Raw genomic sequence first — 15,270 nt, 5'->3', positions numbered from 1 at the left:
ATGGCAGCGCCGGGCGCGGGCGACACACGTGAGCGCCCACCCCAACACCCTGAGCCATGCGGGGCCCCGCATCCCTAGGCCCCAGGTCCATTTCCTTATCCCGCGCCTACTCCCTCCGCAGTACGCGCGGGCGGCCCTCACTCCACCCTTGGACGTACCAGCCCGGATTCGTACGCGATGACGACCAGCTGGGCCCGGTCGCGGGCGCCGAGCTTGGCCATGGCGCGGTTCACGTGGGTCTTCACGGTGAGCGGGCTGACCTCGAGGCGCTCGGCGATCTCGTCGTTGGAGTGCCCGCCGGCCACCTGGACCAGCACCTCGCGCTCCCGCACGGTCAGCGATTCGAGGCGCTCGGCGCGGGCCGGGTCGCGGTCCTCGTCGTCCATGCCCTGCTGGGCGAGGAAGCGGGCGATCAGTCCCTTGGTGGCGGTCGGCGACAGCAGCGCCTCGCCGCCGGCCGCGACGCGGATCGCGCTGAGCAGCTCGTCGGGCTCCGAGCCCTTGCCGAGGAAGCCGGAGGCGCCGGCCCGCAGCGACTGCACCACGTAGTCGTCGACCTCGAAGGTGGTCAGTATGACCACGCGGACGTGGGCGAGGGCCGGGTCGGCGCTGATCATGCGGGTGGCGGCGAGTCCGTCGGTGCCCGGCATCCGGATGTCCATCAGCACCACGTCGGCCCGCCGTTCGGCGGCCAGCCGGGCCGCCTCCGCGCCGTCGGACGCCTCCCCCACCACCTCCATGTCGGGCTCGGAGTCGACCAGCACCCGGAAGGCGCTGCGCAGCAGCGCCTGGTCGTCGGCGAGCAGGACACGGATCGTCATACGGGGTCCCCCGTGGCTTGGGTGGCGGCGTCGGTGCGGCTCTTGACCGGAAGGATCGCATGCACGCGGAAACCCCCTCCGTAGCGGGGGCCGGTGGTGAGGGTGCCACGCACGGCGGTGACGCGCTCGCGCATGCCGAGCAGCCCGTGCCCGCCGCCCTCCACGGGAGCGTCCGGGGCCTCACCGTCGCCCGTCCCGTCGTCGAGCACGGTCACCTCGATGTTCGGCCCCACCCGTACGACGCTGACCTCGGCCTTCGCCTGCCGGCCCGCGTGCTTCTGCACGTTGGTCAGCGCCTCCTGGATGATCCGGTACGCGGCCAGGTCGACGGCGGCGGGCAGCTCGGTGCCCTGGTCGGTGCGGGCCACCTCGACCCGCAGCCCGGCGTGGTGGAAGGTGCCGACGAGTTCGTCGAGGCGGGCCAGGCCCGGGGCGGGCTCGGTCGGTGCCTCCGGGTCGCCGGACTGGCGGAGCAGGCCGACGGTGGCCCGCAGCTCGTCCAGCGCGGAGCGGCTGGCCTCCCGTACGTGGGCGAGCGCCTCCTTGGCCTGGTCGGGCCGCTTGTCCATGACGTGCGAGGCGACCCCGGCCTGCACGTTGACCAGGGCGATGTGGTGGGCGACGACGTCGTGGAGGTCGCGGGCGATGCGCAGCCGTTCCTCGGCGACGCGGCGACGCGCCTCCTCCTCGCGGGTGCGCTCGGCCTTCTCCGCCCGGTCCCGGATGGCCTGCACGAAGGCACGGCGGCTGCGCACGGCGTCCCCGGCGGTGGCACCGATGCCGGTCCAGGCGAAGACGGCGAGGTTCTCCTGCGCGTACCAGGGCAGCGGACCGGCCAGCATGGCGGCGCCGGTGAGCACCGTCATGGTGAGCAGGCCGACCCGCCAGGTGGTGGGCCGGTCGGTGGAGGCGGCGACGGTGTAGAGGGCGACCACGGCGGACATGACGACGGGGGCGCGCGGCTCGCCGGTGACGCTCTCGACGACGGAGACGCAGCCGGTGACGGCGAGCACCGCCATCGGCGCCCGGCGGCGGAAGGCGAGCGCGGCGGCGCCGACGGTCATGAGGGCGAGACTGAGCGCGTCGGGGGTGCGCAGGCCCCAGCTGACGCTCTCCGGGCCGTGCGGGTCCACGAAGGAGCCGGCGACCATGCAGACCAGGACGGCCGCGGCGATGGCGGCGTCCAGGGCGGAGGGGTGGGCGCCGATGGTGCAGCGGGCGCGGGCGAGGGTGCTCACGGTTTTTTACGGTAGCTGGAGTGGGGGTGTCTTATGAGGGGGCCCGCATGCAGTGGGCGTCCTGCTGGGGGCTGCGCCCCCAGGCCCCCGCTTCGGCCCTGGACGGGCCTCGTCCTCAAACGCCGGACGGGCTGGATATACCGACCGGCGTCGCAAAGGCACCGGGGACGGGCTGGATGCACCGGCCAGCGTCGCAAAGGCACCGGACGAGCTGGATGAACCCACCGGCCTCGCAAAGGCACCGGACGGGCCGGATGAACCCACCGGCCTCGCAAAGGCACCGGACGGGCCGGATGAACCCACCGGCCTCGCGAAGGCACCGGACGGGCCGGATGAACCCACCGGCCTCGCGAAGGCACCGGACGGGCCGGATGAACCGAGACGCGCGTCAACAAGGCGCCGTATGAGCCGCGGCACGCGCCACCGGCGTCGTTCGTCAGGTCCCGCCCGGGATGAGCCCGTCGTCGCTCAGGAGCTCCCGGACCTCCTCCAAGGTGGCGTCCGGGGACGGGAGGATGAGGTCGGAGGGCTCGAGGGCGTCGTCGGGGAGCGGGTCGCCCAGTTCGCGGACCTTGGCCAGGAGGGCCTGGAGGGTCGCGCGGAAGCCGGGGCCGTCGCCGTTCTCCATCTCGGCGAGGAGTTCGTCGTCCAGCTCGTTCAGCTGGGTGAGCCGGCCGTCGGCCAGCTTCAGCTGTCCCTCCCCCATGATCCGTACGATCATGTCGGCCCTCCTAGGCGTGGGCTACTGCTTGTCGAAGCGCGGGGTGTCCTGCGGCTGCTGCTGGGACTGCGACGGGGCCTGGCCCTGACCCTGGCCGCCCTCGATGGCCTGGCGGTCGGCGGTGGAGCCCCCGGCCAGCTCGGCCTTCATGCGCTGCAGTTCCAGCTCTACATCCGTACCACCGGAGAGCCGGTCCAGCTCGGCCTGGATGTCGTCCTTGTGCATGCCGGACTGGTCGTCGAGGGCGCCGGAGGCGAGCAGCTCGTCGATGGCGCCGGCCCGGGCCTGGAGCTGGGCGGTCTTGTCCTCGGCCCGCTGGATGGCCAGGCCGACGTCGCCCATCTCCTCGGAGATGCCGGAGAACGCCTCGCCGATGCGGGTCTGCGCCTGGGCCGCCGTGTAGGTGGCCTTGATGGTCTCCTTCTTCGTCCGGAAGGCGTCCACCTTGGCCTGGAGACGCTGGGCCGCGAGGGTGAGCTTCTCCTCCTCGCCCTGCAACGTGGCGTGCTGCGTCTCCAGGTCGGTGACCTGCTGCTGGAGCGCGGCGCGACGGGAGAGCGCCTCGCGGGCCAGGTCCTCGCGGCCCAGCGCGAGCGCCTTGCGGCCCTGGTCCTCCAGCTTGCCCGACTGGGACTGGAGCTGGTTGAGCTGCAGCTCCAGGCGCTTGCGGCTGGTGGCCACGTCGGCGACGCCGCGGCGCACCTTCTGCAGCAGCTCCAGCTGTTTCTGGTACGAGTAATCGAGGGTCTCGCGCGGGTCCTCGGCCCGGTCAAGGGCCTTGTTGGCCTTCGCGCGGAAGATCATCCCCATACGCTTCATGACACCGCTCATGGGCTTCGCGCGCCCCCTTCTGACCGACTCCAGCTCCAGCGACTGCAACAGAACCCACAGTACGGGCCCTGCATCCATTACCGCACTGTTCGGGGACGGATGCGCTCATCCCCAAGGACGACTGCGTACGTTCCCCGTCCGGCGCAGGGAGTAGGTGCTTCCCGGGGTTGTCCGGAAAGTCCAGGTGGCCGGGCGCGTACGCACCATCCGCTCCGTACTTCCGCTCTGTCCACTTACAGACGTCCGGCGTTGCCGGATCGTTCCCCACCGGGCTGGGGTCCACACCCCGGCACCCCGTACCCTTGGGTTTTGTGTTCCGTAGCCGTGCCAAGGATGAGAAGGCCCAGAGCGCCGTCAGTGCGCCGGTGACCGACTCCAAGCAGCCCCGTGACCCGCAGGCCCCCAAGGGAAGGCCCACGCCCAAGCGCAGTGCGGCCCAGTCCCAGCGCCGCAGCGTCGCCAATACGCCGATGACGCGCAAGGACGCCGCCAAGCGGCAGCGCGAGGAGCGGCGGACCGCGATGGCGCGGCAGCGCGAGGCGCTGGCCAAGGGCGACGAGCGGTACCTGCCGGCCCGTGACAAGGGCCCGGTCCGCAGGTTCGCGCGCGACTTCATCGACTCGCGGTTCAACATCGCGGAGTACTTCCTGCCGATGGCCGTGATCATCCTCGTGCTGAGCATGATCCGGGTGGCCTCGCTGCAGAACATCGCGCTGCTGCTGTGGCTGATCGTGATCGTGCTGATCGTGCTGGACTCGATCGTCACCGGCTTCCGGCTGAAGAAGCGGCTCGCCGAGCGCTTCCCGGACGAGCGCAGGCGCGGCGCGGTCGCCTACGCCCTGATGCGTTCCCTCCAGATGCGCCGGCTCCGGCTGCCCAAGCCGCAGGTCAAGCGCGGGGAGCGGCCCTGAGCACGACGCCGTTCACCGGGGACGCGGCCGAGGCCTGGACGGCCGGGTTGTCCGGGCTTCGCAATGTCGTCCGGCAGGAGATGGTGGCCCGTCAGCTGGACGAGCAGATAGCCGGGCGCTTCGCCGTGGGCAGGCGGCTGCGCGTGCTCGACGTCGGGATGGGCCAGGGCACCCAGGCGCTGCGGCTGGCCCGGGCCGGGCACCAGGTGACCGGCGTGGAGCGGGACGCGACGATGATCGCGGCCGCCCGGGAGGCGCTGGCCGGGCAGCCGGAGGGCATCCGGGAGCGGATGCGGATCGTGGAGGGCGACGGCCGGGACACCGGCGTGCACTTCCTGCCGGGCAGCTTCGACGTGGTGCTGTGCCACGGCGTGCTCATGTACGTCGAGGAGCCCGATCCGCTGCTCGCGGGACTGGCCCGGATGCTGGCACCCGGCGGCCTGCTGTCGCTGGTGGTGCGCAACGGCGACGCGCTCGCGCTGCGCCCCGGCCTGCACGGCGACTGGGCGGGCGCGCTGGCCGCCTTCGACACCGTCAACTACCGCAACCGCCTGGGCCTCGACGTCCGCGCGGACCGGCTGGCGACGCTGACGGCGAAGCTCGCGGGCATCGGCGCGCCGCTGCACACCTGGTACGGCGTACGGGTCTTCACGGACACGGCACCCGACGCGGCCGTGCCGCCCGACGGCCTCGATGCCCTGCTGGCCGCCGAGGAGCGGGCCGGCCGGACCGACCCGTACCGCTCGGTCGCGGCGCTGCTCCACCTGTGCGGGGTGCGCGGCTAGCCGGGGCTTCGCCCGTTCGGGTGTTCACCGGGGGCCGGGTGTCCGGGGCGCGGCGAGACTCGAGCCATGGACACTTCCCGCGCCCGCCCGTCCCGGCTGCTCGCTCCGATCGCCGTCCTGGCCTGCTCCGTGCTGCTGCTGGGCGGCTGTTCCGACGCCGGTTCGGGGACCGGACGGGACTCGGAGAGCGCCCGGGAGGGCGACACGGCGCAGGCCGCGGCGCAGAGCGCGGCCAACGATCTGCAGGCCGACTACGAGCGGGTGATCAAGGACGTCCTGCCGTCGGTGGTGCAGATCCAGGCGGGCGACTCGCTGGGCTCCGGGATCGTGTACGACGACAAGGGGCACGTCGTCACCAACGCGCACGTCGTCGGGAACAGCAAGTCCTTCCGGGTGACCACGGCCCGCAACGAGGGCGCCCTGGGAGCGAAGCTCGTCTCCTCCTACCCGGAGCAGGACCTGGCCGTGATCAAGCTGGACAAGGTGCCCGACGGCATGAAGGCGGCCCGGTTCGCGGACTCCGCGAAGGTCGAGGTCGGGCAGATCGTGCTGGCGATGGGTTCGCCGCTCGGCCTGTCCTCCAGCGTGACGCAGGGCATCGTGTCGGCGATCGGCCGGACCGTCACGGAGGGCGGCAGCGGGGGCGGCACGGGCGCGACCATCGCCAACATGGTGCAGACGTCGGCGGCCATCAACCCCGGCAACAGCGGGGGCGCCCTGGTGAACCTGGACGGGCAGGTGATCGGCATCCCGACGCTGGCGGCGACCGACCCGGGTCTCGGCGACAGCGCGGCGCCCGGCATCGGGTTCGCGATCCCGGCGTCGATGGTGACGACGGTGGCCGATCAGATCGTCAAGGACGGCAAGGTCACCGACTCGGGCCGGGCCGCGCTGGGCATCACCGCCCGGACGGTCGTCGACGACAGCTACCGGCCGGCCGGTGTGGCCGTCGTCGAGGTGAGCGACGGCGGGGCCGCCGACAAGGCGGGGCTGCGGCCCGGGGACGTCATCGTGAGGCTCGGGGACACGGACATCACCACCATCACCTCGCTGTCCGAGGCGCTGGCGTCGATGCGGCCGGGCGACCGGACGAAGGTGACGTACACCCGGGACGGCGACGAGCGCACCGCCGAGGTGACGCTGGGCGAGCAGTGACGGGGAGCCCGCCTCCGCCCGCCCACGAGCCGCGAACCCGGCCCTCGGCCCCTCAGGCCTCGGACCCGGCCTCGGCCTCGGCCTCCTCGGCGTGCAGGCTCATCGGGCCGTAGATCTCCGTGGAGTCCTCGAAGAGCCGCACCTGGTCGGTGCCGCCCTCCTGGAGGTCCTTCCAGTGCTCGCCGATCCAGGACTCGGCGTCCCCTTGCGTGGTGAACTCCTCCGGCTGCACCGCGGGCTGGACCTCAGTCCCGCCGGCCGTCTCGAACCGCCACGTCCATGCCGCCATGTACGCCTCCCAGATGTGAGCACATGCAGTGCGGAAGCCGGATCATGGTCCGGCCCCCGCCCGCAGCCTATGCGCTGACGCGGGTGCGCCGTAGAAGGCGTCGCACGCCCCTCGGGGGACTCGGGCGCGCACGTCGCCGGGCGACCGGGGAAAATCGGTGCGTGGACGTGACTCTGCTCGGCACCGGTGCCCCCGCGGGACTGCCCCGCCCCGACTGTCCCTGCGCGGCCTGTGCCGCGGCGCAGGGCGAGGACGCGCGCGCGGCGACCGCGCTGCTGGTGGACGGTGCGCTGCTGCTCGACCTGACGCCGGGCGCCGCGTTCGCCGCGGCCCGGGCCGGGCGCTCCCTGGCCGGCGTACGGCAGGTGCTGCTCTCCCACCCGCACGACGGTCCCGCCGTGGAGGTGCCGGCCGGGCTGCCGCAGCCGGGCCGGGTGCCGGACGGGCGGGAGCTGGCGCTGCTGACCGGGCACCGGGTGCGGGCGGTGGCGCTGGACGCGCCGGGCACCGGGTACGCGGTGACGGGACCGGACGGCGGGCGGCTCCTGTACGTGCCGCCGGGCGGGGCGCCTGCGGGTCTGGAGGCGCCGGCGGAGCCGTACGACCTCGTCCTCGCGGACGTCGTGGGACGGCCGGACGCGCTGGCGAGGCTGCGGGCGGTGGGCGCGGTGGGCCCGACGACGGACGTCGTCGCCGTCCACCTGGACCACGACGTGCCGCCGGGCCGGGAGCTGGGACGGCGGCTCGCGGCGGCCGGCGCGCGGGCGGTGCCGGACGGCACGACGCTGGCGGTGGGCTCGTACGAGGACGTGCCCGACGTACCGCGGCGCACCCTCGTGCTGGGCGGCGCCCGGTCGGGCAAGTCGGTGGAGGCGGAACGCCGCCTGGAGTCCTTCCCCGACGTCCTCTACGTGGCCACCGGCGGCTCCCGGGCCGGCGACGCCGAATGGGCGGCCCGGGTCGGCGCGCACCGGGAACGCCGCCCCGTTTCGTGGCAGACCGCCGAGACGTGCGACCTGGTCCCCCTCCTGAAGGACGAGGGCCCGCCCCTCCTCGTCGACTGCCTGTCCCTGTGGCTGACGGACGCGATGGACGCGGTCGGCGCGTGGGACGACGCGGAGTGGGCCGACGGCGGCGAACGGGCGCTCCGGGACCGGGTCCGGGAGCTGACGGAGGCGGTCCGCACCACCCGGCGCACGCTGGTGGCGGTGTCGAACGAGGTCGGCTCGGGCATCGTCCCGGCCACCGCCTCCGGCCGCCGCTACCGCGACGAACTCGGCCGCCTGAACGCGGCGTTCGCCGCCGAGTGCGAGCAGGTGCTGCTCGTGGTGGCGGGCCAGGCGCTGGTGCTACGCGGCTGAGACCGAGGCGTCCTTGCGGGCGATGACGCGGTGGGCGCGGGCGCCGGTGAGGACGGTGCAGCCCTGGGCCACGAGTTCGGCGTTCAGCCCGACGGCGTGGACCGGGAACAGCCGGCGCGGGTCGGCCACGTCGACGAGCAGATGCCCGCCGGGCCGCAGCACCCGCAGCGCGCCCCGCAGTTCGGCGCGCGGGTCCGCGACCCGCTCCAGGTACTGGAAGAGGCTGACGACGTCGTAGCGCTCCCGCAGCCGGACCGCGATGTGATGATCGGTCAGCCGCCCGACGAACGCCTCCTCCACCCGCTCCACCGCGCGGGCCCGCAGCACCCGATGGGTGGGGTCGAGGCCGTCGAACGAGGTGTAGGGGAAGTGCGCGCGGGCGGTCAGCGGGAAGTCGGCGTCCCCGGTACCGACGTCCAGCCAGCTCTCGGGCTCGGGGCAGTGGCGGAACATCGCACGCGCGGCCAGACCGTGCCGCACCCGCACGCCGGCGCGGACCACGGGGTGTTCGGCGGCGGGCGGGAGCGGCGGGTTCCGGAAGACGTGCCGGCAGTCCGCACACCGCTCGACCGGCGACCGGTGGGGTGCGCCCTGCCGCGGCCCGTCTCCGCGCAGCCGGGCCCGCAGCCGCCGCGAACCGCACCAGGGGCAGTCCCGGCGGTACGGCCCGTACGAGGGGACGGGAGGCACCGAGGGGGCGGAGGGTCCGGACACGGGCGGCTCCCGACACGAGACGAGGGCGTACGAGGGGACGTACGCGAGGGACCTATGACAATCCAGGCAAAACGTTACGTAGGTGATCGCGCTCCGGGGCGCAACGACGCAGCCCGGGTCTGCCGCCCACGGGCCTTCCACCGCGTTCGACCGGGGCCGGTACTGTTCGGCGAATGAGCTCGCTGAATCTCGACGACTTCACCGACCTGATCGAGCGCCCGGACGGCGGGGTCCGCCGCGACGCGGAGGCGCGCCGGGAACGTCAGGCCGTCCCGCCCGGCTCCCTGGGCCGCCTGGACGACCTGGGCGAGTGGCTGGCGGCCGCGCAGTCCGCCGTACCGGTACGGCCCGTCGTGCGGCCCCGGGTGGTGCTCTTCGCCGGTGACCACAAGATCGCCGAGCTGGACGTCTCGGCGCGGCCCGCGGGCGGTGCCGGCGAACTGGTGCGCGAGGTGCTGGAGGGGGGCCGGCCGGTGTCGGTGCTCGCCCGGCGTCTGGACGTCCCCGTGCGCGTCGTCGACATGGCCCTGGACTGCGACCCCGAGACGCTGCCGGCCGAGGTGGCCGGACACCGGGTGCGGCGCGGCGGCGGACGCATCGACATCGAGGACGCGCTGACCCCGGACGAGGCGGAGGCCGCCTTCCGGGCCGGGATGGCGGTGGCCGACGAGGAGGCCGACTCGGGCACGGACCTGGTGGTGCTCGGCGACGTCAGCGTGGGCGGTACGACGGCGGCGGGCGTCCTGGTGGCGGCGCTGTGCGGGACGGACGCGTCGGTCGTCACCGGCCGGGGCGGGCTGCCGATCGACGACCTGACCTGGATGCGCAAGTGCGCGGCGATCCGTGACGCGCTGCGCCGCGCGCGCCCCGTCCTCGGCGACCAGTTGCAACTGCTCGCCACGGTCGGCGGCGCGGACCTCACGGCCATGACGGGCTTCCTGCTGCAGAGCGCGGTGCGGAAGATGCCGGTGATCCTTGACGGCGTCGTGACGGCGGCGTGCGCGCTGGTCGGGCAGCGGGTCGCCTTCCGGGCGCCGGACTGGTGGCTGGCCGCGCACGACAGCGGAGAGCCGGGGCAGGCGAAGGCGCTGGACCGGATGGCCATGGAGCCGCTGCTGTCCCAGGGCGTGAAGGTGGGCGAGGGGGTGGGCGGACTGCTGGCGCTGCCCCTGGTGCAGGCGGCGGCGTCCCTGGCGGCGGAACTGCCGGAGGTCTCCGACGGCGAGGCCGTGAACGCCGGCGAGTGAACACGGCGTCGTTCGCCGGGGTTCCTTAGTCACCCGGCGCGGGCGCGGGTGGGCCCACCGGCCCGGAGTTGCCCGGTCACCCGGGGCGGCTGCGGGCGGGGTCCCGCGCCCCGGCGTCGGCGTGGCACCCGGCGTGGGCCCACCGGCCCGGGGTTGCCCGGTCACCCGGCGCGGGGGTGGGCGCGGGGTGGGTCACGCGGCCCGGCGTTGCGGGGTGCCCGGCGCGGGTGCGGGCGCGGGGTGGGGGACGCGGGCCGGCGCTGGCCGGGTGCCGCTGCGCCCACCCGTGCCGCCCCAGCGGCACGACTGCCCGCAGCTGGGGCGGCGTGGCGGGTGCCCGCAGCTGGGGCGGCGTGGCGGGTGCCCACAGCTGGGGCGGCGTGGCGGGTGCCCACAGCTGGGGCGGCGTGGCGACTGCGTGCAGTGATGGCGGCGACGGCGTAGCGGACTGCCCCGCAGCTAGAGGGCGGGGAGCCGCGTACGGCGCGTATGGGGCAGTGGCGTGGGGCGGCCCGCAGGCGCGTACGGCGAGGAGGGGGCGGGGCGGGGGGTGTCCGCCCGCAGCGGTTGGCGCGTCAACAGGGTTCACTTCTGTGGCCGACCGATTCCGCGCCGTTCCGAGGACGGACACCCCCCGGCACGCCCCCGACCCACCCACCGGACCCGAGGCGCTACGCGCACCCCCACCGAACCCGCACCGGCGCCGCAGGCACCCCGCGCCACCGCCGGAGGCACCCGCACCGGCGCCGCAGGCATCCCGCGCCACCCACCGCCGGAGGCACCCGCGTCGTCATCGTGGGTCCGGGCGGCCGCCGATCCAGTCCTGGACCGCGCGGCGGGGGCCGGACCAGCGGCGGTCGTGGCGGTAGGCGCGGAGGCGGGCCTTCGCGCGGGCGCGCGGGCGGCGGGCGTAGAAGCGGCGGGCCCACGGAGACCCGGGACGGGCCAGGCGGACCGCGCCGACCAGCGCGATCACGGGCACGATGACCCCGAAGATCGCGAGTCGCGCCTTGCCCTTGGCCAGGGCGAGGAGGGAGAAGAGGAAGTTCCCGGCGACCGTCGCGATGACGTTCGCGCGGTCCTGCAACTCGTCCTGGCTCACGCCGTCGACGCCGAAGGGCGTGAAGCCCGCCAGGACCAGCCCGACCAGGGCCGCGGTGAGCACCACGACCTCCACGCTCTTGCGCCCCGCCTCGCTCCAGTACACGTCGTCGAGGTGCAGGATCAGCGCGAACTCGTCCAGGACGAGCCCCGCGCCCATGCCGAAGACCACCGCCGCGACCGCGGACCCGAACCCGTGCCGCCCTCCCGCGACCGCGGCGAAGCCGCCGACGACGGTGAGGACGATCCCGGGGACCACGTGGTGGACGTGCACCCCGCCCGCCTTGACGTTGCCGAAGGGCCCCTTGCCCGCCCGGATCAGACGGGTGATGACCCGCGTGACCGCGAACGTCAGCACGAACGCTGTCAGCGCGAGGAGCAGCGGCAGCTTGCCCGGTTCCATGATGTTGCGCTGCCACCAATCTCCCATGTGCGCACGTTACGGCGATACGTCCACCGGGGCCCGGCAACGCCCCGCCGACCGCCGGGTAGTCTGCGCCGGTGCTCCAGACCCCCTCCGCCGACGGCCTCCGGTTCGCCTTCGGCACTCTCACCGTGCTCCCCGTCAAGGTGACCCGCTGGGACCGCGACGCCGCGCGCGGCGGCATGCTGTGCGCCCCGCTGGCCGGGCTGACCGTGGGCGTCCTCGCCGCGGCCGCCGGGCTGCTGCTGCTCGCGCTGGGCGCCGGCACCCTGCTCGCCGCGGTCGCCACGGCCGCCGTCCCCGCCGTACTCACCCGCGGACTGCATCTGGACGGGCTGGCCGACACCGCCGACGGTCTGGGCAGCGGCAAACCCGCCGAGGACGCCCTGCGGATCATGAAGCAGTCGGACATCGGGCCGTTCGGCGTACTCACCCTCCTGTTCACGCTCCTCGCCCAGGTGGCCGCCCTCGCCCAGGCCTACGACGGCTCGTGGGCCCGGGGCGCGCTCGCCGCCGTGGTGTCGGCGACCGCCGCCCGGCTGGCGCTCACGACGGCGGCCCGGGCCGGGGTGCCCGCCGCCCGCCCGGAGGGACTGGGCGCGGCGGTCGCCGGAGTCGTCCCGACCGGCCGGGCGCTGACCGCGGCGGCGGCCGTCACCCTGGCCGCCGCGGCGGCGGGCGCGTCCCTGAGCCCGTACGACGCCCTGCGCACCGCGCTCGCCGTCGTGTGCGCGATCGCCCTCGCCGAACTGCTGCTGCGGCACTGCGTCCGCCGCTTCGGCGGCGTCACGGGCGACGTCTTCGGCGGGGTGGCGGAGACGGCGGCCACGACCGCGCTGGTGGTGCTGGTCCTGGGCTGACCGGTGCGAGGCCCAGGCGTGGGCAGGCCTGAGCAGACCTCGGCAGACCTCGGCAGGCAGCGCGTCAGCAGGCCTCGCGCCAAGCGTCCAGTTCGTACTTCTTCAGCATCGAACTGAGCCGTAGCTCACGGGAGTCGGCGCAGAAGCGTTCCGTCGGCAGCTCGTACTCGACGTGGAAGACCGCCTTGCCCGCGTCGACGAACGGCCGGTTGTCGGCGCACTCGCCGTACTGGGCGCACTGCTCGTTGACGGCGAAGTCGAAGTCGTCGACGAGTTCCGGGATCTGGTCCAGGTCGTTCTTCAGGCCGACGGCCATCCCGCGATCGTGGGCGAGCTCGGCGATCAGCCGGTTGTAGCGGAGCTGGTCGTCGCCGGTGAGCGGGAAGCCGGTGTCGTTCTTGTAGCCGTCCATGTTGTCCGGCTCCACGGCGTCGAAGCCCTTGTCGCGGCACATGTCGAGACGCTCGGCCATCAGCGGCTCCAGGACGTCCGTCGCGCGGATGTCCAGCCACCGCTCGCCCTCCCAGCCGTTGCCCTTGCCCAGCACCTGAGCCGGGAACGCGTCGGCGTCGGGCCGGAAGTCCTCCCAGGCGCCGGTGGAGACGTAGCAGATGACCTTGCGTCCGTCCTCGTGCAGACCCGCGACCGTGGCCCCGTCGTGGTCGAAGCCGTCGATGTCGTAGACCGGTACGTCCACGGACGTGTCCAGTTTGCCGCTGAGCTGCCACTGCCAGGCGGTGCCCGGCGTCGGCCGCCAGTGGGCGGCGTCCCCGCCGCCGGCACCGTCGTCGCCGGGGGCCGACGTGCAGCCCGCGAGCAGCAGCAGGAGGAGGGCTGTCGACAGGACCGGGCGTCTCACGGGGGTTGCTCCAGAGTGCGGTTGGGGTGGCGGCGTACTCCCGGAATGATCTCCCATCCACGGCTCGGCGCGGAAACCGCGGCCCCGCGGGAGGGGGTGCGGCCGGGGGCGAGCGTAGGCTCGTGCCGAGTGTTCGCCTGCCCAGGCGAGGACCGCATCGCAGGAGGGATCTAGGGTCGGATGTCGGGCCCGGTCGACCCACCCGCATTCGGCCACACCAGACTTCATACGGAAGCGAGATTTCACCACCGTGACTGCTCTCACTCTCTCCACCGCCGCGGCGCCCGGCCTCCGGGCCGACGCGATCGTGATCGGTGTCGCCAAGGGCGCGAACGGCCCGTCCGTCGCACCGGGCGCCGAAGCCGTGGACAAGGCCTACGACGGCCGGCTCGCCGGCGTCCTGGAGACCCTCGGCGCCTCGGGCGCCGAGGGCGAGGTGACGAAGCTGCCCGCGCCGTCCGGCTTCAAGGCACCCGTCGTCGTGGCGGTGGGCCTCGGTGCCGAGCCCGAGAAGGACGCCGGCTTCGACGCGGAGGCGCTGCGCAGGGCCGCCGGCGCGGCCGCCCGTGCGCTGGCCGGCGCCAAGAAGGCAGCCTTCGCCCTGCCGCTCACGGACGCCGCCGACGCCGGTGTCGTCGCCGAGGGCGTGCTGCTCGGCGCGTACTCCTTCGACGCGTACAAGGAGTCCGCGAAGGAGACCAAGCCCGCCAAGGGCAACGGCAACGGCAAGGCCCCGCTGGCGGAGGCCGCGCTGCTGGGCGGCAAGCCCCGCGACAAGGCGTACAAGGCCGCCATCGAGCGCGCCGCGGCGGTCGCCGAGGAGCTGAACCGCGCCCGCGACCTGGTCAACACTCCGCCGAACGACCTGAACCCGGAGGCGTTCGCGGCGGTGGCGCAGGCCGCGGCCAAGGAGCACGGCATCAAGGTGCAGGTGCTCGACGAGAAGGCGCTGACCAAGGGCGGCTACGGCGGCATCCTGGGCGTCGGCGCCGGTTCGGCGTCGGGTCCGCGGCTGGTGAAGCTGTCGTACACCTCGCCCAAGGCGAAGAAGTCCCTCGCCTTCGTCGGCAAGGGCATCACCTACGACTCGGGCGGCATCTCGCTGAAGCCGGCCGGGCACAACGAGACGATGAAGTGCGACATGGCGGGCGCCGCCGCCGTGTTCGCCGCGGTCGTCGCCGCCGCGCGGCTCGGCCTTGAGGTCAACGTGACCGGCTGGCTGGCGCTGGCCGAGAACATGCCGTCGGGCTCCGCGACGCGCCCGGGTGACGTGCTGCGCATGTACAGCGGCAAGACGGTGGAGGTGCTCAACACCGACGCCGAGGGCCGGCTCGTGCTCGCCGACGCGCTGTGGGCGGCCTCGCTGGAGAAGCCGGACGCGATCATCGACGTGGCGACGCTGACCGGCGCGATGATGCTGGCGCTGGGCAGCCGGACGTACGGGATCATGGCGAACGACGACGCGTTCCGCTCCGCGGTGCACGAGGCGGCGGAGGAGTCGGGCGAGCCGGCGTGGCCGATGCCGCTGCCGGAGCACCTGCGCAAGGGCATGGACTCGCCGACCGCGGACATCGCGAACATGGGTGAGCGGATGGGCGGCGGTCTGGTGGCCGGTCTGTTCCTGCGGGAGTTCGTCGGCGAGGGCATCACGTGGGCGCACCTGGACATCGCGGGTCCGGCCTTCAACGAAGGCGGGCCGTTCGGGTACACGCCGAAGGGCGGCACGGGGACGGCGGTACGCACGCTGGTGCGGGTCGCCGAGCGGGTTGCCCTCGGCGATCTCGGCTGACGTACGCCTGAGAACTCGGGGGTGCGGGTGATTGCGCGGCAGCGGGTCCGTCGTGGCTCGTCGCGCAGTTCCCCGCGCCCCTTGGTGGGCTGTCCCGGCGTCGGCCGAGAAGAACCGCAGGGGAGTCCGCTCATGTGAACGTGGGGTGTCTCACACCCCGGCCC

15 protein-coding genes are annotated in these 15,270 nt (G+C 74.1%); 7 read left to right on the top strand and 8 right to left on the bottom strand.

The window, feature by feature from the left end:
* Positions 1 to 137 precede the first annotated feature (137 nt).
* The 4 genes from D1J63_RS26815 to D1J63_RS26800 form a co-directional block, all read right to left on the bottom strand.
* A complete protein-coding gene (locus D1J63_RS26815) occupies positions 138 to 821 on the bottom strand; it encodes a response regulator transcription factor (RefSeq protein WP_125632359.1) in 684 nt (227 codons plus the stop codon).
* Entirely contained in the window at positions 818 to 2,059 is a 1,242-nt protein-coding gene (locus D1J63_RS26810) for a sensor histidine kinase (protein ID WP_125632357.1), read from the bottom strand. Before D1J63_RS26810 ends, D1J63_RS26815 begins: the two co-directional genes overlap by 4 nt.
* A 436-nt stretch (positions 2,060 to 2,495) precedes the next feature.
* Positions 2,496 to 2,780, bottom strand: a complete 285-nt coding sequence (locus tag D1J63_RS26805) for a hypothetical protein (protein ID WP_007448724.1) — start codon at positions 2,778 to 2,780, stop codon at positions 2,496 to 2,498.
* A 21-nt stretch (positions 2,781 to 2,801) separates the two neighbouring features.
* The gene (locus D1J63_RS26800; protein ID WP_258009197.1) at positions 2,802 to 3,599 is read right to left on the bottom strand and encodes a PspA/IM30 family protein; all 798 of its coding nucleotides are present in this window, start codon (positions 3,597 to 3,599) and stop codon (positions 2,802 to 2,804) included.
* A gap of 284 nt (positions 3,600 to 3,883) precedes the next feature.
* On the opposite strand from D1J63_RS26800, the gene D1J63_RS26795 reads away from it, so the two are divergent.
* From D1J63_RS26795 to D1J63_RS26785, 3 genes are all read left to right on the top strand, one after another.
* Positions 3,884 to 4,522 carry a DUF3043 domain-containing protein gene (locus D1J63_RS26795; RefSeq protein ID WP_164713235.1) on the top strand — a complete coding sequence of 213 codons (639 nt, stop codon included), beginning with the start codon at positions 3,884 to 3,886 and terminating at the stop codon, positions 4,520 to 4,522.
* Between the two features lie 83 nt (positions 4,523 to 4,605).
* Positions 4,606 to 5,307 (top strand): methyltransferase domain-containing protein, encoded by a 702-nt coding sequence (locus tag D1J63_RS26790; protein ID WP_125635836.1) that lies wholly within the window; start codon positions 4,606 to 4,608, stop codon positions 5,305 to 5,307.
* Positions 5,308 to 5,373: 66 nt separating this feature from the next.
* Entirely contained in the window at positions 5,374 to 6,462 is a 1,089-nt protein-coding gene (locus D1J63_RS26785; RefSeq protein ID WP_125632353.1) for a trypsin-like peptidase domain-containing protein, read from the top strand.
* A 52-nt stretch (positions 6,463 to 6,514) separates the two neighbouring features.
* On the opposite strand, the gene D1J63_RS26780 is transcribed toward D1J63_RS26785, so the two are convergent.
* Entirely contained in the window at positions 6,515 to 6,751 is a 237-nt protein-coding gene (locus D1J63_RS26780; RefSeq protein WP_125632351.1) for a hypothetical protein, read from the bottom strand.
* Positions 6,752 to 6,912: 161 nt separating this feature from the next.
* On the opposite strand from D1J63_RS26780, the gene D1J63_RS26775 reads away from it, so the two are divergent.
* On the top strand, positions 6,913 to 8,112 hold the full coding sequence (locus D1J63_RS26775) for a bifunctional adenosylcobinamide kinase/adenosylcobinamide-phosphate guanylyltransferase (protein WP_125632349.1): 1,200 nt from the start codon (positions 6,913 to 6,915) through the stop codon (positions 8,110 to 8,112).
* On the opposite strand, the gene D1J63_RS26770 is transcribed toward D1J63_RS26775, so the two are convergent.
* Entirely contained in the window at positions 8,101 to 8,826 is a 726-nt protein-coding gene (locus D1J63_RS26770) for a class I SAM-dependent methyltransferase (protein WP_164712987.1), read from the bottom strand. The genes D1J63_RS26775 and D1J63_RS26770 overlap by 12 nt on opposite strands.
* Positions 8,827 to 8,999: 173 nt before the next feature.
* Between D1J63_RS26770 and cobT the strand changes: the two genes are divergently transcribed.
* Positions 9,000 to 10,073, top strand: a complete 1,074-nt coding sequence (gene cobT, locus D1J63_RS26765) for a nicotinate-nucleotide--dimethylbenzimidazole phosphoribosyltransferase (RefSeq protein ID WP_125632347.1) — start codon at positions 9,000 to 9,002, stop codon at positions 10,071 to 10,073.
* A 790-nt stretch (positions 10,074 to 10,863) separates the two neighbouring features.
* On the opposite strand, the gene D1J63_RS26755 is transcribed toward cobT, so the two are convergent.
* Positions 10,864 to 11,604 carry a hypothetical protein gene (locus D1J63_RS26755; RefSeq protein ID WP_125632345.1) on the bottom strand — a complete coding sequence of 247 codons (741 nt, stop codon included), beginning with the start codon at positions 11,602 to 11,604 and terminating at the stop codon, positions 10,864 to 10,866.
* A 71-nt stretch (positions 11,605 to 11,675) separates the two neighbouring features.
* On the opposite strand from D1J63_RS26755, the gene D1J63_RS26750 reads away from it, so the two are divergent.
* On the top strand, positions 11,676 to 12,458 hold the full coding sequence (locus tag D1J63_RS26750) for an adenosylcobinamide-GDP ribazoletransferase (RefSeq protein ID WP_125632343.1): 783 nt from the start codon (positions 11,676 to 11,678) through the stop codon (positions 12,456 to 12,458).
* A gap of 64 nt (positions 12,459 to 12,522) precedes the next feature.
* Here D1J63_RS26750 and D1J63_RS26745 read toward each other — a convergent pair whose 3' ends face one another.
* The gene (locus D1J63_RS26745) at positions 12,523 to 13,317 is read right to left on the bottom strand and encodes an endo alpha-1,4 polygalactosaminidase (protein WP_102930190.1); all 795 of its coding nucleotides are present in this window, start codon (positions 13,315 to 13,317) and stop codon (positions 12,523 to 12,525) included.
* A gap of 250 nt (positions 13,318 to 13,567) precedes the next feature.
* Between D1J63_RS26745 and D1J63_RS26740 the strand changes: the two genes are divergently transcribed.
* Complete coding sequence (locus tag D1J63_RS26740; RefSeq protein ID WP_125632341.1) at positions 13,568 to 15,106, top strand: leucyl aminopeptidase; 1,539 nt, start codon at positions 13,568 to 13,570, stop codon at positions 15,104 to 15,106.
* Positions 15,107 to 15,270 lie beyond the last annotated feature (164 nt).

It is taken from the genome of Streptomyces sp. KPB2 (genome assembly GCF_003950055.1).
Taxonomy (GTDB): Bacteria; Actinomycetota; Actinomycetes; order Streptomycetales; family Streptomycetaceae; genus Streptomyces; species Streptomyces salinarius.
Note: the sequence above shows the minus strand (reverse complement) of the source record. Positions and strands in the feature narration are given on the sequence as shown.